Below are 19,045 nucleotides of genomic sequence, written 5' to 3' on the forward strand. Positions count from 1 at the left end.
CGCTCCAGTTCCTTCAGCTGCTCCGCATTTTCCGCCGTCGCGCCGACATAGAGGGCATGGTCGCACCACATGCGATGATGCGCGCGCTTCAGCTTGTCATGCACGCGCTCCGCCGTATCGGTATTGGGATTGGTATTGGGCATTTCGAAGACGGCGGTGATGCCGCCCAGCACGGCCGCGCGGCTGCCCGATTCGAGGTCTTCCTTATGCTCCAGCCCCGGTTCGCGGAAATGGACCTGACTGTCGATGCAGCCGGGCAGGACGTCCAGGCCGGTGCAGTCGATCACCTCCCCCGCATCGCCCAGCGACGTACCGATCGCCACGATCTTTCCCCCGCTCACGCCGACATCCACGCTTTCCGCGCCGCCCGGCGTATGGACGGTGCCGTTCTTGAGGATCATGTCGAAAGTCTGGGTCATGACGATATTCCTATATTCCGTTCGCGAAGGACGGCTTGGCTAAGTCGTGCTGCCGTCCTACCTAAAGCCGATGACCGGCACCACCCTAACCGACCGCGCCATCCTGAGAATTTCAGGTGAAGAGGCGAAATCCTTCCTTCAGGGCCTGTTGACCCGCGACGTCATGACGCTGACGCAAGGCGCGCCGCGATGGACCGCGCTGCTGACGCCGCAGGGCAAGGCGTTGTTCGATTTCATCCTGTGGGCAGCCCGAAACCCTGAAGGCGGCGAAGACGTCCTGATTGATTGCGAAGCGAGCCAGGCCGACGCGCTGGCGAAGCGGCTGACCATTTACCGCCTGCGTCGCAAGGTAGTTATCGCACGGGAGGAAGGATTGGCCGTGCATTGGGCGCTGACGGCCGATGGCAAGCCATCCGACCCGCGCCTTGCTGCGCTCGGCCACCGCTGGCTCGCTCCCGCAACCGACGGCGACGCATCCGCCGCCTTTCGCGCCCATCGCCTGTCGCTGGGCGTGTTCGAGGGCGCGGGCGAACTGGGGCAGGATCAGACGCTGTGGCTGGAAACCAATGCGGAGGAACTAGACGGCGTCGATTATGACAAGGGATGCTATGTGGGGCAGGAAAACACCGCCCGCATGCATTATCGCAACAAGGTGAACCGCCGCCTTGTCGCCGTTCCTCTGGCGCAGGCGGATGAGAAGCGCCAGCGCGCCGCCCTGCCTGATCTTGGCCTGTCGATCGAACTGCACCGGGTGGAGAATATCGATACGGCCACCCTGCCCGCATGGCTGGCCAGCGCGATAGAGGCGCAGGCGGCGGAATGAAGCCATCCGCCTTTTATAAAACCTCCGCTTCGGGGGAAGTCGGGAAAGCTGCGCGTGGCACTTCTCGACAGGTTCGAACCGAACGGCGTTTGGGCGTGGTTTTCGCTGCGCTTCTTGCATTGATCGCAGTGCCCGCCGCCGCCGACACGCCATGGACGCTGGTCAAAACCTATCCCCATGATGCGAGCGCCTTTACCGAGGGCCTCTTCTACCTCGACGGCGTGCTGTATGAGAGCACCGGGCTGGAAGGGCAGTCCGAAATCCGCAAAGTGGCGCTGAAAACGGGCAAGGTCATCCAGCGCCGGGTGATCGATCCGCCCTATTTCGGTGAAGGCATCGTCAACTGGAAGGATCGGCTGGTCAGCCTGACATGGCGGCACCGCAAGGGTTTCGTCTTCAACCTCCATGATTTTTCGCCTGTTGCCGATTTTCGATATGAAGGCGAAGGCTGGGGCATGACGCAGGACGGGCGCAGCCTGATCATGAGCGACGGCAGCGCGCAGCTGCGCTTCATCGACCCCGACAGCCTGCGCGAACAGCGCCGGATTACCGTGACATGGAATGGGCGCGCCGTGGACCGGCTGAACGAACTGGAATATGTGAAGGGCGAGGTGTGGGCCAATATCTGGTACGACAGCCGGATCGCCCGGATCGACCCGGCAACCGGCGCGGTGAAGGACTGGATCGAGATCGCGCCGCTGCGCAAGGCGGCAGGCGTAAACGACAGCGAAGCAGTGGCCAACGGCATCGCCTATGATGCGGCGAAGGACCGGGTGTTCATCACGGGCAAGAACTGGCCGAAGCTGTTTGAAATCAGCGTCAGAACAGGAAATTAGAGCATGGTCCGACTTGGTTGAACCGGGTCATGCTCTGAAAGTCTTTTTTTCGCATTTTGCGATCCGTGGTCCGTTCCAGATGGCTCCTAAATGCACTAGCCGCGCGGGTCGCCACCGTGCAGCTTTGCCCACAGGGCGGCGGTTCCCGCTTCCTGCGCGCGGGTGGTGAACTGGGCCGCGACCAGCCATCCCTTGATCGGGCGCAGCGGCAGAACCGCCGTCAGGATCAGCACCGGTATGCCGACCGCCAGATGCACCCACAGGCCCGGCCGGGCGATGATTTCCAGCATTACGATGAAAACGACGCCCGGCACGCAGGCGAATAGCTGCACGAAAACGGCCGGACCGTCGGCCGGATCGGCAAAGCTGTAGTCGAGACCGCAGACTTTGCAATGATCGCGCACGGTCAGGAACCCGGTGAAGATATGCCCTTCGCCGCAACGTGGGCAAAGACCGCGAACGCCGGTTTCATGCGCCGGGCGCTTGGGCCATGCCCGGCCGCTGTCGTCGATCCAGTGGGTTTCGCTCTTCTGTTCCATATATACTCCCGCGATGATGCCCATGTCGCGTTGCCGGCGCATTTTTCAATTGCGCCTTTTGTCCTACCCCCGCTTCCTTGCCCAAAGGCTGGCGTTTGTCCGCGCAAGGCGCTATCGGGCGCGCCAATCCTCTTTTCGATTTTGTAAGGCAGTCAAATGGGTTTTCGTTGCGGTATCGTCGGCCTCCCCAATGTGGGCAAGTCCACCCTGTTCAACGCGCTGACCGAAACGCAGGCGGCGCAGGCGGCCAATTACCCCTTTTGCACCATCGAGCCCAATGAAGGCCGGGTCGCCGTGCCCGACGAACGGCTTCAGACCATCGCAAAGATCGGCGGCAGCGCGAAGATCATCGAAACGCAGCTCAGCTTCGTGGATATTGCGGGCCTCGTCCGGGGCGCGTCGAAGGGCGAAGGGCTGGGCAACCAGTTCCTGGCCAATATTCGCGAAACCGACGCCATCGTTCATGTGCTGCGCTGCTTCGAAGATGGCGACATCACCCATGTGGAGGGCAAGGTCGATCCGATCGCCGACGCGGAAACGGTCGAAACCGAACTGATGCTGGCCGACCTGGAAAGCCTGGAAAAGCGCGTTCCCAACCTCGCCAAAAAGGCCGCGCAGGGCGACAAGGAGGCAAAGGCCGCCGCATCCGTGCTGGGGCAGGCGCTGGACCTGCTGCGCGACGGCAAGCCCGCGCGCCTGACCGTGCCGAAGGATGTCGAGGAAGAACGCCTGTTCGCGCAGGCTCAGTTGCTGACCAGCAAGCCCGTCCTTTACGTCTGCAATGTCGAGGAAGAAAGCGCGTCGACCGGCAACGCCCATTCGGCCCGCGTGTTCGAAAAGGCGGCGGCGGAAAATGCCAAGGCCGTGATCGTATCCGCCGCGATCGAGGCGGAACTGATCACCATGCCGATCGAGGAACGCGCCGAATATCTCGAAGCGCTGGGCCTGACCGAAGCGGGTCTGGCCCGCATCATCCGCGCGGGTTACGAGCTGCTGGGCCTCATCACCTTCTTCACCGTGGGGCCCAAGGAAGCGCGCGCCTGGACGGTTGCCAAGGGCAGCAAGGCGCCGCAGGCCGCGGGCGCGATCCATACCGATTTCGAAAAGGGCTTCATCCGCGCCGAAACCATGGCCTATGCCGACTATGTCCAGTTCAACGGCGAAGCGGGCGCCAAGGAAGCGGGCAAATGGCGGTCGGAAGGCAAGGATTATGTGACGCAGGACGGCGACATCATGCTGTTCCGCTTCAACGTCTGATCTCGTCGTGGCGCTGCGGATCGGCCAGATGCCTGCCCAGCGCAAGGCGGCCTTTCCGCCCAGCGTCGATGCGAACACCCGGCTGCTGATATTAGGCAGCCTGCCGGGTGACGCATCGATCAGGCAGGGCGAATATTATGCCCATCGCGGCAACGCCTTCTGGTCGCTGATCGGCGACGTGCTGGACGAAGATCTGCGCAGCGCACCATATGCCGTGCGCCTGAAGAGGCTTAAGGCGCGCCATGTCGGTCTGTGGGACGTCATCGAAAGCGCCGAACGCCCCGGCAGCTTGGACAGCAGCATCCGGGGCGCGGAACTGCGCGATCTGGGACTATTCGTGGGCAGGCTGCCCGCGCTGCGCGCCGTCGCATTCAATGGCAGGACGGCGGCAGTCCATGGACGGCAGCAACTGGGCGACCGGTCCGGCATCGCCCTAGTCGATCTGCCCTCCTCCAGCGGCGCCTATGCCAGCCTGTCGCGGGAGGCCAAGCGGCATATATGGATGACGCTGCGCGATTATTTGGCGTGAAACGTCACTTTACCGTCATGGCATCGCTGCTAAGCGAGTCCGCATTCCATAATAGTCGATAGAGTCGCCATGCTGTACCGTTCGCTTGCCCCTGCCCTGTTCCTGTTCGGTGCACTGGGCGCCTGCACCACCACGCAGACGCAAAGGCCCGCACCGTCCGCACAGGCGGAGCAGCGCGCACCCGTCACCATATTGGTGTCGATAGACGGGTTCCGCGCCGATTATCTGAAACGCGGGGTGACGCCCAATCTGGCTGCGCTGGCGAGTAGCGGGATAGAGGCGCCGATGCGTCCGTCCTTCCCCACAAAGACATTCCCCAATCACTGGGCGATCGTGACGGGCGACCGCCCCGACCGCAACGGCATCGTCGCCAACAATATGGAAGACGACAGCCGCCCGGACGAAAAATTCACGATGGCGAGCGACGATCCCTTTTGGTGGAATGATGCGGAGCCGATCTGGGTCACGGCCGAAAAGGCGGCCGTGCGCACCGCGACGATGTTCTGGCCCGGCTCCAATGTGCCGTGGGGCGGCACGCAGGACAAGGAATGGCCCCATGACATTCATGGCGGCACGCGCCCCAGCGACTGGGCACAGTTCAACCAGCAGATCGGCGGCACGCAGCGCGTCAACATGGTGCTGGACGTCCTGCGCCGCCCCGCCGCGATCCGTCCGGTCTTCGTCACGCTCTATTTCGATACCGTCGATACGGCGGGTCACATCCATGGACCGGACGCCGCGGAAACTACGGCCGCACTGACGGAGGTCGATACCCATATCGGCGAACTGGTCGCCGGGCTGAAAGCAATGGGCCAGACCGCCAATATCGTGGTCGTCGCCGATCATGGCATGGCCGCCCGTTCGGCCGATCGCGTCGTTGCACTGGACAAGGTGGCGAACCCTGCCGACTATCGCATCGTCGAAAGCGGTCCCTATGCCAGCATCGCCGCCGTACCGGGGCATGAAAAGGCGCTGGAGGCGGCCCTGTTCAAGGCCACGCCGCACATGCAATGCTGGCGCAAGAGCGAGATTCCGGCGCGCTTTCATTACGGTACGCATCGCCGGATTCCGCCCTATTTCTGCCTGGGCGAAACCGGATGGGAAATTCAGCCGACGACGCCCAAGGGCAAGATCAGCGGTGGCAACCATGGCTGGGACGACCGCGCGCCGGAAATGCAGGCCCTGTTCATCGCCAACGGCCCGGCCTTTACCACGGGTGTGGCTGCACCGTCGGATTTCGCCAATGTGGACATCTATCCGCTGATCGCGCGCCTGATCGGCGTGACGCCGCGTCCTTCGGATGGCGACCCCGCCGCGCTGTCCCGCCTGATCAGACCCTGACATTGACGTAAACGGAAAGTCGTTTTAAGCCATCATCCATCAGAACAGGAGACGGATGATGGCGGACGACATAGTCTATTTCGAGGATCTGGCGATCGGCGACAGCTTCGATTTCGGACCGCTGACGCTGTCGCGCGAAGACAGCATCGCCTTCGCCGCCGAATTTGATCCGCAGCCCTTTCACCTGTCCGACGAAGCGGCCGGGACCACGCATTTCGGCACCATTTCCGCCAGCGGATGGCATACGACCGCGCTGTTCATGAAGATGTTCGTCGCCGAAATGCAGAAAAATCCGGGCCGTCAGGCCGCCAGTCTGGGCGCAATGGGCGTGGACGAACTACGATGGCTGCGCCCGGTGCGCCCCGGCGACACGCTGCGCGGCACCAACGAGGTGATCGACAAGAAGGTATCGCAGAGCCGCCCCGAAATGGGCATCGTCCGCAACAAGGTGACGATCTTCAATCAGCAGGATCAGCCGGTGATGACCATGATCCCCATCGCCATGTGGCGGACGCGGCCACCAGCGGCATAGTGGCTCTGCCCCGAAGCCGCGTTCCTGCCTAGGCACGATGGCGTCGTAAAGGGGAATGAGCCGTGCCGGAAACCGATCATCTGATCGCCTTTTCACTGATCTCGCTTGGCATGGTGCTGACACCGGGGCCAAACATGATCTACCTGATCTCCCGCTCCATATCGCAGGGGCGGCGCGCGGGCATGATCTCCCTGCTGGGCGTAGCATGCGGTTTTCTGTTTTATATGGTGGCTGCCGCCTTCGGCATCACGGCTCTGCTGATGGCAGTACCATTCGCCTATGACGCGCTGCGCATCGGGGGCGCGCTTTACCTGTTATGGCTGGCGTGGAACGCGGTGCGGTCGGGCGGACGATCGCCATTTCATATCCGCAGCCTGCCGCAGGATTCGCCCAGACGCCTGTTTACCATGGGACTGGTGACCAATCTGCTCAATCCCAAGGTCGCCATGATATATCTGTCGCTGCTGCCGCAATTCGTCGATCCGACGCAGGGCCATATTCTGGGCCAATCGCTGATATTGGGCTTTGCGCAGATCAGCATCAGCCTGTCGGTCAACGCGCTGATCGCCTGCATGGCGGGATCGATCGCCGGTTTTCTGGACGCAAGGCCCCTGTGGCTGACCGTGCAACGCTGGTTCATGGGCACGGTGCTTGGCGGGCTGGCGATCCGGATGGCGGTGGAGCGATAGGCTATTTCCGCCCGAACAGCTTCTCGATGTCGCCATGGCCCAGCTTCACCCAGGTCGGGCGGCCATGGTTGCACTGGCCCGATCGCGGCGTCACCTCCATTTCGCGTAATAGCGCGTTCATTTCCGCAACGCTCAACACCCGCCCAGCCCTCACCGATCCGTGGCAGGCCATGGTCGCCGCGACAAGATCGAGCCTTTCCTTCAGCGAAAGCGCACTGTCATAGGCGGCGAGGTCATCGGCAAGGTCGGTCACCAGTCCCTGCACATCCGACTGCCCCAACATTGCGGGGACGGAGCGGACCAGCATGGCGGACGGACCGAACCGCTCCAGATCGAGGCCGAATTCCCTGAGTTCGGCGATCCGCGCTTCCAGCCGGTCGCAGGCGGTTTCCTCCATCTCCACGACTTCGGGTAACAGCAACGCCTGACTGGCGACGCCCTGCCCCTCCATCGCGCGGCGCATGCGTTCCAGCGTCAGCCGTTCATGCGCGGCATGCTGATCGACGATCACCAGACCGTCCTCCGCCTCCGCCACGATATAGGTGCGCGCTACCTGCCCTCGCGCTACGCCCAGAGGGAAGCTGGTCCCTTCCGGCGCTGGCGCGGCGGCGGGTTCGGCGCGGGCCTGTGGCGGTGGGGTAATGAAGGACGGACGGCGATCCGCGAAACCAGCCGAAGCGCCGGTATGCCCCAGCGGGTTGTAGCTGACGGTGGCGGCTTCGAAGATCGGCATCGCGCCGATCGGCGTGGGCGATATGGGTTCGGGCTTCCATGCCGAAAGGCCCGCCGGATCGGCACGCTGAACGGCCCGAAACCCTTCTGCATCAAGCGCGCGGCGCAAGCCCGACACGATCATCCCGCGGATCAGGGCAGGATCACGGAACCGCACTTCCGTCTTGGCCGGGTGGACGTTGACGTCCACTTCCAGCGGCGGAACATCAAGGAACAGCGCGACGACGGGATGCCTGTCGCGCGCCAGCATGTCGGCATAGGCGCCGCGCAGCGCGCCGATCAGCAGCCGGTCGCGGACTGGCCGCCCGTTGACGAACAGATACTGATGATCGCCCACCCCCCGATTATAGGTCGGCAGGGATGCTACGCCGGATAGCTGGACGCCTTCGCGTTCCAGGCTGACGATCACATGATTGTCGGCCAGCGCCCGGTCAGTGAGCGCTGCGACCCGCTCTTCCCGCGCTTCACCACTCTGCACGCCAAGCACGCGCCGCCCGTCATGTTCGACCGAGAAAGCGACCGAGGGATGTGCCATTGCAAGACGGCGGACAATGTCGAGGCAGGCGGCATATTCGGCCTTTGGCGAACGCAGGAATTTGCGCCGCGCGGGCACCTTGCCAAACAACTGCTCCACCGTGACGCGGGTGCCGGGCGGCAGCGCGGCCGGACCTTCGGCCGCCAGCTGCCCATTGTCGACCGTGCGGTTCCATCCATCCTGCCCGCGCGGGCGGCTGTCGATGGACAGGCGCGCTACGCTGGCGATGGAGGGTAATGCTTCACCACGAAAACCCAAAGTCGCAACATTTTCAATCGCATCGTCAGGCATTTTGGATGTGGCGTGCCGCTCCAGCGCCAGCGCCATGTCGGCCGAATCCATGCCGCATCCATCGTCGCTGACCTCTATCCGGTCCAAGCCGCCATTGGACAGGCGAATGGCGACGCGAGTCGCGCTCGCATCCAAAGCGTTTTCGACGATCTCTTTCAGCGCGCTGGCGGGTCTTTCGACCACTTCACCGGCAGCGATACGATTGACCAGATGTTCGGGCAGACGGCGTATTGACATTGATTAGTGACTAGCCCAAGCGAGCGCTTTCCGCGAGCCGCGATCCTGATTTTTTTGCCCTGCAAAGTGCACGAAAGAAAAGGTTAACGGCCAGAGCAGAAACAGCTTTCCGACCGATCCCCTTGTGCGTCGCTGGGGACGGGCGGGCGAAACAGGATAAGGCATGTCGATCTTCTCGCGTCTCTTGAAATTCTCCTCGCAGGATATGGCTATCGACCTCGGCACCGCCAACACGGTGGTCTATGTACGCGGTCGCGGCATCGTCCTTAACGAACCGTCGGTCGTTGCGGTCGAGACGCTGAATGGCGTCAAGAGGGTGAAGGCCGTCGGCGTCGACGCCAAGCTGATGATGGGCAAAACGCCGGATTCGATCGAAGCCATCCGTCCTCTGCGCGACGGCGTGATTGCCGACATCGATGTCGCCGAACAGATGATCAAGCATTTCATCACCAAGGTGCATGGCGGCAAGCACAGCCCCTGGCGCGCGCCTGAAATCGTGATCTGCGTACCCAGCGGTTCGACCAGCGTCGAACGCCGCGCCATTCGCGACGCCGCCAGCAATGCCGGCGCCAGCCAGGTCTTCCTGATCGAGGAACCGAGGGCGGCCGCGATCGGCGCCGACATGCCGGTGACCGAACCGATCGGTTCGATGGTGGTCGACATCGGCGGCGGCACGACCGAAGTCGCCGTGCTGTCGCTGCGCGGCCTTGCCTACACCACGTCGGTGCGCGTCGGCGGCGACAAGATGGACGAAGCCATCGTGTCGTTCGTGCGCCGCCACCACAACCTCCTGATCGGTGAAGCAACGGCCGAACGGATCAAGAAGCAGTTCGGCGTTGCCCAGCCGCCCGAAGACGGCGTGGGAGAAACCATCCACATCAAGGGTCGTGACCTGGTGAATGGCGTGCCCAAGGAAATCAGCATCAATCAGGGCCAAATTGCGGATGCGCTGGCCGAACCCATCAGCACGATCGTCGAAGGCGTGCGGATCGCGCTGGAAAACACCGCGCCCGAACTTGCGGCCGACATTGTCGATCAGGGCATCGTCCTGACCGGCGGCGGCGCGTTGCTGAAGGGGCTGGACGATGAGCTGCGCGATGAAACCGGTCTGCCCGTCACCATCGCGGAAGATCCGCTGACCTGTGTCGCCATCGGCACCGGCCGCGCCATGGAAGACCCCATTTTCCGGGGTGTGCTGCAAACCGCCTGATCGGGAAGGACGATTAGATGGCGCGGCCAACCAGCCGACGCCCCGGTATCAACCGGAAGGCGCAATATAGCCTGTTCGCCAGCTATGTCGTGGCGGTAGCAGGCGCGACGATCGGCCTGTTGCTGGTGGTGGTCGCCATTTTCGACCCCACCGGCTTTGCCGCCATCCGCATCGCCACGTCCGAAGCCAGTCGACCGGCATCCAGCGCGATGAAGGGCATGGTCAGCGGGGTGGCGTCGATCGATGAAGTGCTGGCCGCCTATTGGCGCGCCGGTTCGCAGAATGTCGCCCTGCGCCGTCAGGTGGAAGCCGACCGTAACCGCATCATCGAAGCCAAGGGCGTCGCTCAGGAAAATATCCGCCTTAAAAAACTGCTGAAACTGGTTGATGCCGACAGCAGCGAGGTTTTGGCGGCACGCCTGATCGCTTCTTCGGCCAGCAGCGCGCGGCGCTTTGCCCGGCTCAACGCCGGTCGATGGCAGGGGGTTCGCCCCGGCATGCCGGTGCGCGCGCCCGAAGGCCTGATCGGCCGCATCCACATCACGACGCCCAACAGTTCAGACGTGCTGTTGCTGACCGACACCAGCAACATCGTGCCGGTGCGTCGTGCAAACGACAATATTCCGGCCATCTCCACGGGCCTTGGGGACGGGTCGGTTGAAATTCGCGCGCTGACGGCAGGGCGCAACCCCTTCAAACCCGGCGACCTGTTGGTGACGTCCGGGATCGGCGGCGTTTATCAACCCAACATACCTGTCGCCGTCGTCGTTCGCGCGCAGGGTGAAATCGCCTATGCCGTGCCGCTGGCCAACCCGGCCCGCGTCGATGCGGTCGTTGTGGAGCGGGCTTTCGAAGACGCTGTAACCCGTGCCGATCCGGCGGCAGCCGCGTCCATGGATGCGCCCGCCGCGAGCAACGCCGCGCAACGATGATCGACCCGCATCTCTATCATGTTCCCCGGCTGGGGCGGCACCCATCCCGCCTCCGGCTGGCGGGAACGCCGGTCATTACGGTGATGTTCGGGTCTTTTCTGACCAGCCTGCCGGTCATTGCGCAGTCGCCGGTCATGCCCCCCTTCGGCCTGCTGCTGATGCTGTCATGGCGATTGCTGCGCCCTGATTTGTGGCGCGCATGGATCGGACTGCCGCTGGGCCTGTTCGACGATGTCATGAGCGGACAGCCGGTCGGGTCGGCCATGTTCCTGTGGACCGTCGCGCTGATCGGTATCGACGCGATCGAATATCGCATGGTCTGGCGCAGTTATCGGCAGGACTGGCTAATCGCGACGCTTGCCATTATCTTCTGCATTGCCGGTGGGTTATTCTTTGCGCGGATTACCGGTGGAGGTGAATTGGGGCTTGTGCTGGTCGTGCCGCAGATGGTCTGGACGATATTGCTGTTTCCGTTCGTCGTCCGTCAATGCGCGCGGATCGATCGCTGGCGCGTGATGGCATGAAGTTTCCGTTCCCCAAGCGCAAGATCGTTACCGAAGCCACGCAATCCTTCACCTTTACCCGCCGGGCAATGGTGGTCGGCGGGTTGCAGGGGACCATCGGCGCCGTCCTGATCGGACGCATGGCCTGGATCAGCGTAGTCCAGAACGACAAATATAGCCTGTTGTCGGAAAGCAACCGCGTCAACATGACGCTGATCCCGCCGCGTCGTGGCTGGATCATCGACCGGAACGGGCGACCGCTAGCCAATAACCGCACCGATTTTCGCGTCGACCTGATCCCCCAGCGCGTCGTCGATGCGGAGGCGACCATCGCGCAACTGGCCCAGTTGCTGAAGCTGGAAGCGGACGAGGTCGATCGCATCCGCGAGGAAATGAAGAAATCGGCCGGGTTCCGTCCCGTGCAGGTCGCCGACAAGCTGACCTATGACCAATATGCCGCCATCAGCGTGCGTTTGCCCGACATGCCCGGCGTAGCACCGAGTCAGGGCTTTTCGCGCCATTACCCCGCCGGGGCGACAGTGGGGCACCTGCTCGGCTATGTCGGGGCCGCGACGGCGGAGGATTACAAGAAGCGCCGTGAGCCGTTGCTGATCACGCCCGGCTTCAAACTGGGAAAGGATGGGCTTGAAAAAGCGTTCGATCGGCATCTGACCGGGAAGCCCGGCGCCAAGCGGGTTGAGGTGACGGCGCGTGGCAAGATCGTGCAGGAACTGACCACCCGTTCCGATACGCCGGGGCGAACGATAAAGCTGACGATTGATGCGGGGCTTCAGGAATATGCCGGGCGGCGACTGGCGACGCAGAGCGGGTCCGTGGTCGTTATCGATTGCCATAATGGCGATGTGCTGGCGCTGGCGTCGATGCCAAGCTTCGATCCCAACAGTTTTTCCGATGGCATCAGCCATCTGGAATATGAGATGTTGTCGAAGGACGACCATGTCCCGTTGCGCAACAAGACGTTGCAGGGGCTGTATCCACCCGGATCGACGGTCAAGCCAATGGTGGCGCTGGCTTTGCTGGAAGCTGGCATTTCCCCTTTCGAAACCGTCAGTTGCGGCGGGGCCATTCGGGTGGGCAATACATTGTTCCACTGTCACAAGCGGCGCGGCCATGGCCCGCTCAACATGCGCGGCGCGATTGCGCAAAGCTGCGACATCTATTTCTATCAGATGGCGCAGCGGATCGGCATGGACCGGATCGCCAGCATGGCCCGGCGCGTCGGCATGGGGCAGAAATTCGATCTGCCCTTCCCCAGCCAAAGCTATGGCACCGTGCCCGACCCGGCATGGAAAGAACGCAAATATGACCAGAAATGGCAGGTTTACGACACCGTAAACGCCACCATCGGCCAGGGCTATATGCTGATCAACCCGCTACAGATGGCGGTGATGGCCGCGCGCCTTGCGACCGGCAAGCAGTTGATGCCCAATTTCATTTTCGGCGCACCACGGCCCGAACCGGCGTCGGTCGGCGCGACGGACGACCATCTGGTCGTCATCCGTGACGCCATGAACGCGGTGGTGAATGGCGGCGGCACCGGCGGCGCGGCGCGCAGTTCCATTCCCGGCGTCATGATCGCCGGCAAAACCGGGACGGCACAGGTCCGGCGCATTACGATGGCGGAACGTGCCGGCGGCGTGCGCGGCAATGCGGGCCTGCCCTTCAAACTGCGCGACCATGCGCTGTTTCAGGGCTTTGCGCCGTTCGACAATCCGCGTTACGCCATCGCCTGCATCATCGAACATGGCGGCCATACCATCCGCAACGAAGACGCGCCGATGATCGCCAGCGATACGCTGTCCTATCTGTTCGACCCGGCCAAGGCGATGGAGAAGTTGGAGACGCTGGAAAAAGGCTGGGGCGGTACACCTGCCCAACGGCAGGCGCGCCAGATGGCGGCGTTCCGGCTCGCCAAAGCGATCGAAAAAGGCGAAGTGCCGCCACCTTCCGATAATGCTGCCAACGCAACGGAAAATGTAGCCGAGCCTGCGCCCCCAGCAAGTTCCCCGCATGCAGATGCCGAGGATGATGTGCCCCCGCCCCCCGGTTCCAATGTAACGGCCGCGCCATGAGCATCATCCCAAAACCCCTGACCGAATTTCCATGGCGCATATTGGCGCTGTTGCTGGCGATCGCCGGTTTTGGGACAATCGTTCTCTATAGCGCTGCTGGCGGGAGCATTTTTCCCTGGGCTGTCAATCAGGCGATACGCTTCTGTATCTTTTCCTGCATGGCGTTGACGCTCAGCCGCATCCCGATCGAGGTTTTCGCGCGGTTCGCCTTCCCAGCCTATGGCGCGGTGTTGGTTGCGCTGTTCCTCGTCGAACTGATCGGCGGCGTTGCGGGCGGCAGCCAGCGCTGGATCAATCTGGGCTTCATGCAGCTTCAGCCATCGGAATTCATGAAGCCGATAATCGTGCTCACCGTTGCGCGATTTTACGCCATGCTGCCGGTCGGTGAAATACGGCGCTGGAACGCGATCTGGCCTGCTTTGGTACTGATCGGGCTGCCATGGGCGCTGGTCCTGATCCAGCCCGACCTTGGCACTGCGACGATGATCGCTGCGGGCGGCGTGACCGTCATGTTTCTGGCCGGATTACCGCTGCGGCTGTTCATCGGCACAGGCCTGACCGGCGCCGCGCTGATCCCGATTGCCTTCAGCTTCCTGCATGACTATCAGAAAAATCGCGTGCTGATCTTCCTTGATCCGGAAAGCGATCCTCTGGGCGCCGGATACCATATCAGCCAGTCGAAGATTGCGATCGGTTCCGGCGGCCTGTGGGGCAAAGGGTTCTTGCAAGGGTCGCAAAGCCATCTGGACTATCTGCCCGAAGGTCATACCGATTTCGTCTTTGCCACCATGGCCGAAGAGTGGGGATTGCTGGGCGGCACGTTGATGATCCTGGCATTTCTGATGCTGTTCCGGTGGGGCATCCGGGTGTCGATGCGGACGCAGGATAAATTTGCACGACTGGTCGCGGCGGGGCTGACCACGACCATCTTCTTCTACGTTGCGATCAACCTGATGATGGTCATGGGTCTGGCGCCGGTGGTGGGCATTCCCCTGCCCTTCATGTCCTATGGCGGATCTTCGATGCTGACGGTGATGCTGTGCGTCGGCATCATCATGGCGATCGACCGTGCGGGCAAGCGGCGGGTCGGGACCGGGAATTGGCGCTGACCGGCCGCAACGGTAAAAATATCGCTTCGGAGTGATTTTCTGTTTGCAAAATAGCGGGCGACTGCTAACAGCCCGCCCACGCCGAAGCGCACAGACGCCGCGGCAGTGGACGCATAGCTCAGTTGGTAGAGCAGCTGACTCTTAATCAGCGGGTCCTAGGTTCGAGCCCTAGTGCGTCCACCATATTTTCCAATCGATGCCATGACAAAAGGCTGTCCGTCAGCCTGACAATTTGCGCGCGCGTTCGCGCCACGCCTCCGCCAGAACCGGCATTTCGGCAAGCGCCTTCACGGCATCAGGCTCCCGTTTGTGAGCGCCACCGATCAACAACTGAAAGACCCGCGCTATGCTCCAGTCGGGCAGCGGCCGGTCCAGCAAAATCATGTCCGTCCCGGCTTCCACTTCCCCTTCCTGCACGACGCGGAAGTAAAGGCCGCTCCGCGCGGTCTTGACGATCGTCGCCATGACATCCCGCGCGCCGAAGCGATGGTCGAGTTTCCAGCAGGGCTGTCGACCATGACTGACCACCACAACCGCACTACCCAGAGAGAAGCGATCGCCCAGGCAGATGCCCTCCTCCGTCAGGCCGCGCGACGCGATATTCTCTCCAAAGGCTCCCGGCGCGTCGAACAGCGGATGATCGCCCTTACGTTCCCGCCACCAGTCATAATGATCCTGAGGGTAGAGGTGGATCGCCTTGTCCCAGCCGCCATGATGGACGCGGTCGGCCACCATGTCGTTTTCAAACCCGTCCCAACCGACACGAACCGGTCCTGCCACGGGCCGTTTGGCAATCGCGCTATAATCATCGCCACGAAAAGGCAGCGGCTGTCCGACGAGCAGGGCATCGATGGTCATGGAAATAGCGGTCATTGTGCATCCATGACAGCTTTTCACCACCCGCGCGATGGCCGGTCGATGCATAATGGTATCTGGAGGAGATCCGTTATCCCGCAATCAGGCGGCGCTGAGTTCCGAGCGCAGCTTCAACACTTCGCCGCCATTATCGGACATGATGAGATAGGCGGGATCGCGCGGGGAACCGTTGCGTCGGATACGGGCACCTTCGATAACACGCTCCACATGGCGTTCGAACCGCTCCGCGATGCGCCCTCGGCCGACGCCCTGCCCCCAATTCCACTTGACCCGCGTCCCCTTACGGAATGTCTTGGTCATTGGGCATCCTCTCCTGTCCGGGCGCATGCCGCGTCGGCCGTTACTCGACATCAACATGGGCAAAATGCCCAAAGCGGCATAGGGTTCCTTGGGTTTTTGCCGATGTTGGGCTAAGGGGCGGTGATGAATGCTACCGGCCTGCGTGTCGCCCTGTTCAGCGGCAACTATAATTATGTGCGGGATGGCGCCAATCAGGCGCTCAACCGCTTCGTTTCCTATTTGTTGAAGCAGGGCGCGACCGTGCGCGTCTATTCGCCCACGACGAATACGCCCGCTTTCGAACCGGCGGGAGAGTTGGTCAGCACGCCATCATTCCCCGTACCGGGTCGCAAGGAATATCGCGTCCCCTATCGCATGTCGGCGCAGGTACGCCGTGATGTGGCGGCCTTCGCACCCAATATCGTCCATCTGTCCAGCCCCGATCCGTTGGGTCACAGGGCGCTCAGCTGGGCGCGGGCGCGCGGCCTGCCCACTGTCGCTTCCGTGCATACCCGGTTCGAAACCTATCCGCGCTATTATGGTCTGGCCTTTCTGGAGCCGGTGATCGAAGGCGTTTTGCGCCGCTTCTATCGCCGGTGCGATGCAATCGTCGCACCGTCCGAATCCATGGCGCAGCTATTGCGCGAGCAGCGCATGAACTATGATGTCGGCATATGGACGCGCGGCATCGACAAGGAGATTTTCAATCCCGGTCGTCGTGACCTGAACTGGCGGCGGTCGCTGGGCATCGTGGACGATGTGCCCGCCATCGGCTTTATCGGCAGGCTGGTGATGGAAAAAGGGTTGGACGTTTTTTCCGATACGATAGACCAGCTGACAGCGCGACAGGTGAAGCACAAGGTACTGGTGGTGGGCGAAGGCCCGGCGCGGGAATGGTTCCAGAACCGGTTGCCGGACGCCGCTTTTACCGGATTTCAGAAAGGTCCAGAACTGGGCCGCGCGGTCGCATCCATGGACATGCTGTTCAATCCATCAGTTACGGAAACCTTTGGCAACGTCACATTAGAAGCCATGGCGTGCGGACTGCCCACGGTTGCAGCGCGCGCCACAGGTAGCGAGAGCCTGGTGACGGAAGGCGTTACCGGACGATTGATCCGTCCGGGCGCGATCGGCGATTTCGCGGATGCGTTGCAGGCCTATTGCCTGGACGAAGGCGCACGCCAGTCGGCGGGTGCCGCCGCGCAGTTGCGGGCGGAACGCAATGGCTGGGATCAGGTCAATCAGGCGCTGGTCGATACCTATCTGCGCGTCATCCGGCAACGAGCGCAGGGTTTGGCACCACGGTCCAGCCCTGTTCCATAATTCCGCACATATCCTATATCGGATGCGATGACCGATCTGTTCGCTTCCGATGATTTTACTGTCGCCAATGCTGCAGCGGACAATGCGCCGCTGGCCGACCGGCTGCGCCCATGTACATTGGGCGAGGTCGTCGGACAGGAGCATCTGACAGGGCCTGAAGGCGCGATCGGGCGGATGGTCGCGGCGGGGCGGCTGTCATCCATCATCCTTTGGGGACCGCCCGGCACCGGCAAGACCACGACGGCCCGGTTGCTGGCAAGTGCGGTCGGCATGCGGTTCGCTCCCATATCTGCCGTCTTCTCCGGCGTGGCGGACCTTAAAAAGCTGTTCGCCAGCGCAAAGGATGCGGCGCGGCACGGCGATAAGACGCTTTTGTTCGTGGACGAAATCCATCGGTTCAATCGTGCGCAGCAGGATGGTTTCCTGCCGTTTGTCGAGGATGGCACCGTTACGCTGGTCGGCGCCACCACGGAGAATCCAAGTTTCGAGCTGAATGCGGCCTTGCTGTCGCGAGCGCAGGTGCTGATCCTGCGACGACTGGATGCAGGCGCGCTGGAGCAATTGCTGGAACGGGCAGAAGCGCTGGTTGGGCGGCCTATCCCCATCGATGCCCCGGCGCGCGAAGCACTGATCGCCAGCGCTGATGGTGACGGGCGCTTTCTGCTCAATCAGGTCGAAACGCTCTATTCGATCGATATTCCCACGCCGCTGGACCCAGCCAGCCTGTCCGCCCTGCTGCACCGCCGGGTGGCGGTGTATGACAAGGATCGAGAGGGGCATTACAACCTGATTTCCGCATTGCATAAGTCGCTGCGCGGATCAGACCCGCAAGCAGCGCTTTACTATCTGGCGCGGATGCTGACCGCTGGTGAGGAACCGCTCTATGTGCTGCGGCGACTGGTGCGTTTTGCGACCGAAGATATTGGCCTCGCCGATCCGCAGGCGGTCGTGCAATGTCTGGCGGCGAAGGATGCCTATGAATTTCTGGGGTCCCCCGAAGGCGAACTGGCGATCGTCCAGGCGTGCATTTACTGCGCCACCGCTCCCAAATCGAACGCCGGATACGCAGCGATGAAGGCATCGTTCAAATCGGCGCGCGATACCGGATCTCTGATGCCGCCAATGAACATCGTCAACGCGCCCACGAAGCTGATGAAGCAGGTTGGTTACGGCAAGGGCTATCAATATGACCATGATGCGGCGGATGGGTTTTCAGGCGCGAATTACTGGCCCGAAGAAATGACGCCCCAGACCTTCTACAGGCCGACCGATCGTGGTTTCGAGGCACGTATTGCCGAACGCATCGCCCATTGGGACCGCCTGCGCGCAGAACGTAGCGGCGCGTGACCGCACATTTTACGCGCTTTGCGGCGATCGACTGGTCAGGAGCAAAGGGTGTGCGGCATAAGGGCATCGCCGTCGCACTATGCGATGATGACGACCATGCTCCACGACTGACCCCCGCGCCCGGCGGACTATGGTCGCGACGGGCGGTGGCAGACTGGCTGATCGAAACGGCGGGACAAGCGCCGACGCTTTACGGATTTGATTTCAGCTTTGCGCCGCCGTTCGTGGCGCGTGGCGGTTACCTTCCGGGCGATGAAGTTCCGCAGGATGGGCCAGCCTTCTGGGCCTATGTCGATGCCGTCTGCGACGACGTCGATCTGGGCGCGGCGAGCCTGCTGGAGATTACCCATCGCCGCCATTTCTATTTCGGCAAGGCGGACGGCGTGAAGGCGAACTTCATGCATAATCGCGTCTGCGAGGCGCGTTACAACGCGGGCGGAGGCGGCAAGCCGTCAACCGTTTACGATGCAATCGGCGCGGCGCAGGTGGCAAAGGCCAGTTTTGCGGGGATGCGATTGCTCCACCTGCTTCGGGGGCGTCTGCCGATATGGCCGTTCGATACCCTGCATGCGGACAGCTCTGCCGTCGTGGAAATCTATACCAGCATTGCCGC

At 62.4% G+C, this 19,045-nt stretch carries 20 protein-coding genes and 1 tRNA gene; 16 read left to right on the forward strand and 5 right to left on the reverse strand.

Translation table 11 applies throughout. The features are described 5' to 3' along the window. On the reverse strand, positions 1–419 hold a 419-nt coding region (locus ACOJSJ_RS08185; RefSeq protein WP_420144494.1), incomplete at its 3' end, for an amidohydrolase family protein. 70 nt (positions 420–489) lie between these two features. Between ACOJSJ_RS08185 and ACOJSJ_RS08190 the strand changes: the two genes are divergently transcribed. Both ACOJSJ_RS08190 and ACOJSJ_RS08195 read left to right on the forward strand, forming a co-directional pair. Further along, entirely contained in the window at positions 490–1,242 is a 753-nt protein-coding gene (locus tag ACOJSJ_RS08190) for a YgfZ/GcvT domain-containing protein (RefSeq protein WP_420144495.1), read from the forward strand. Between the two features lie 95 nt (positions 1,243–1,337). Then, positions 1,338–2,078, forward strand: a complete 741-nt coding sequence (locus ACOJSJ_RS08195) for a glutaminyl-peptide cyclotransferase (protein WP_420144496.1) — start codon at positions 1,338–1,340, stop codon at positions 2,076–2,078. Positions 2,079–2,173: 95 nt separating this feature from the next. Here the strand turns inward: ACOJSJ_RS08195 and ACOJSJ_RS08200 are convergent, their stop codons facing one another. Then, entirely contained in the window at positions 2,174–2,617 is a 444-nt protein-coding gene (locus ACOJSJ_RS08200; RefSeq protein WP_420144497.1) for a DUF983 domain-containing protein, read from the reverse strand. A gap of 156 nt (positions 2,618–2,773) precedes the next feature. Here ACOJSJ_RS08200 and ychF point away from each other — a divergent pair, with 156 nt between their 5' ends. From ychF to ACOJSJ_RS08225, 5 genes are all read left to right on the forward strand, one after another. Next, the gene (gene ychF / locus ACOJSJ_RS08205) at positions 2,774–3,874 is read left to right on the forward strand and encodes a redox-regulated ATPase YchF (protein ID WP_420144498.1); all 1,101 of its coding nucleotides are present in this window, start codon (positions 2,774–2,776) and stop codon (positions 3,872–3,874) included. 28 nt (positions 3,875–3,902) lie between these two features. Next, positions 3,903–4,403: a DNA-deoxyinosine glycosylase gene (locus ACOJSJ_RS08210; RefSeq protein WP_420144513.1), complete on the forward strand. Its 501-nt coding sequence runs from the start codon at positions 3,903–3,905 to the stop codon at positions 4,401–4,403. A gap of 69 nt (positions 4,404–4,472) precedes the next feature. Continuing rightward, a complete protein-coding gene (locus ACOJSJ_RS08215; RefSeq protein WP_420144499.1) occupies positions 4,473–5,744 on the forward strand; it encodes an alkaline phosphatase family protein in 1,272 nt (423 codons plus the stop codon). Between the two features lie 58 nt (positions 5,745–5,802). Further along, a complete protein-coding gene (locus ACOJSJ_RS08220; protein WP_420144500.1) occupies positions 5,803–6,276 on the forward strand; it encodes a MaoC family dehydratase in 474 nt (157 codons plus the stop codon). A gap of 62 nt (positions 6,277–6,338) precedes the next feature. Next, entirely contained in the window at positions 6,339–6,965 is a 627-nt protein-coding gene (locus ACOJSJ_RS08225) for a LysE family translocator (protein ID WP_420144501.1), read from the forward strand. Between the two features lies 1 nt (position 6,966). Here ACOJSJ_RS08225 and mutL read toward each other — a convergent pair whose 3' ends face one another. Beyond that, the gene (gene mutL / locus ACOJSJ_RS08230) at positions 6,967–8,760 is read right to left on the reverse strand and encodes a DNA mismatch repair endonuclease MutL (protein WP_420144502.1); all 1,794 of its coding nucleotides are present in this window, start codon (positions 8,758–8,760) and stop codon (positions 6,967–6,969) included. 163 nt (positions 8,761–8,923) lie between these two features. Here mutL and ACOJSJ_RS08235 point away from each other — a divergent pair, with 163 nt between their 5' ends. The 6 genes from ACOJSJ_RS08235 (at position 8,924) to ACOJSJ_RS08260 (ending at position 14,790) form a co-directional block, all read left to right on the forward strand. Beyond that, positions 8,924–9,970, forward strand: coding sequence for a rod shape-determining protein (locus ACOJSJ_RS08235; protein WP_420144503.1), 1,047 nt, complete (start codon positions 8,924–8,926; stop codon positions 9,968–9,970). Between the two features lie 17 nt (positions 9,971–9,987). Further along, on the forward strand, positions 9,988–10,902 hold the full coding sequence (gene mreC / locus ACOJSJ_RS08240) for a rod shape-determining protein MreC (protein ID WP_420144504.1): 915 nt from the start codon (positions 9,988–9,990) through the stop codon (positions 10,900–10,902). Next, positions 10,899–11,426, forward strand: coding sequence for a rod shape-determining protein MreD (locus ACOJSJ_RS08245; protein ID WP_420144505.1), 528 nt, complete (start codon positions 10,899–10,901; stop codon positions 11,424–11,426). Before mreC ends, ACOJSJ_RS08245 begins: the two co-directional genes overlap by 4 nt. Next, on the forward strand, positions 11,423–13,498 hold the full coding sequence (mrdA, locus tag ACOJSJ_RS08250; protein ID WP_420144506.1) for a penicillin-binding protein 2: 2,076 nt from the start codon (positions 11,423–11,425) through the stop codon (positions 13,496–13,498). Before ACOJSJ_RS08245 ends, mrdA begins: the two co-directional genes overlap by 4 nt. Next, complete coding sequence (rodA, locus tag ACOJSJ_RS08255; RefSeq protein WP_420144507.1) at positions 13,495–14,607, forward strand: rod shape-determining protein RodA; 1,113 nt, start codon at positions 13,495–13,497, stop codon at positions 14,605–14,607. The genes mrdA and rodA overlap by 4 nt, the downstream gene beginning before the upstream one ends. A gap of 107 nt (positions 14,608–14,714) precedes the next feature. After that, positions 14,715–14,790 (forward strand) — tRNA-Lys (locus tag ACOJSJ_RS08260). 36 nt (positions 14,791–14,826) lie between these two features. On the opposite strand, the gene ACOJSJ_RS08265 is transcribed toward ACOJSJ_RS08260, so the two are convergent. Then, the gene (locus ACOJSJ_RS08265) at positions 14,827–15,480 is read right to left on the reverse strand and encodes an MOSC domain-containing protein (protein WP_420144508.1); all 654 of its coding nucleotides are present in this window, start codon (positions 15,478–15,480) and stop codon (positions 14,827–14,829) included. A gap of 84 nt (positions 15,481–15,564) precedes the next feature. Then, complete coding sequence (locus ACOJSJ_RS08270) at positions 15,565–15,783, reverse strand: DUF2945 domain-containing protein (protein WP_420144509.1); 219 nt, start codon at positions 15,781–15,783, stop codon at positions 15,565–15,567. Between the two features lie 123 nt (positions 15,784–15,906). Between ACOJSJ_RS08270 and ACOJSJ_RS08275 the strand changes: the two genes are divergently transcribed. The 3 genes from ACOJSJ_RS08275 to ACOJSJ_RS08285 all read left to right on the forward strand — a co-directional run. Then, the gene (locus ACOJSJ_RS08275) at positions 15,907–17,085 is read left to right on the forward strand and encodes a glycosyltransferase family 4 protein (RefSeq protein ID WP_420144510.1); all 1,179 of its coding nucleotides are present in this window, start codon (positions 15,907–15,909) and stop codon (positions 17,083–17,085) included. A gap of 27 nt (positions 17,086–17,112) precedes the next feature. Further along, positions 17,113–18,432 carry a replication-associated recombination protein A gene (locus ACOJSJ_RS08280; RefSeq protein ID WP_420144511.1) on the forward strand — a complete coding sequence of 440 codons (1,320 nt, stop codon included), beginning with the start codon at positions 17,113–17,115 and terminating at the stop codon, positions 18,430–18,432. Next, a partial coding sequence (locus ACOJSJ_RS08285) for a hypothetical protein (protein ID WP_420144512.1) occupies positions 18,429–19,045 on the forward strand: 617 nt, incomplete at its 3' end. The genes ACOJSJ_RS08280 and ACOJSJ_RS08285, both read left to right, overlap by 4 nt.

It is taken from the genome of Sphingobium sp., assembly GCF_048594625.1.
Classification (GTDB): Bacteria; Pseudomonadota; Alphaproteobacteria; order Sphingomonadales; family Sphingomonadaceae; genus Sphingobium.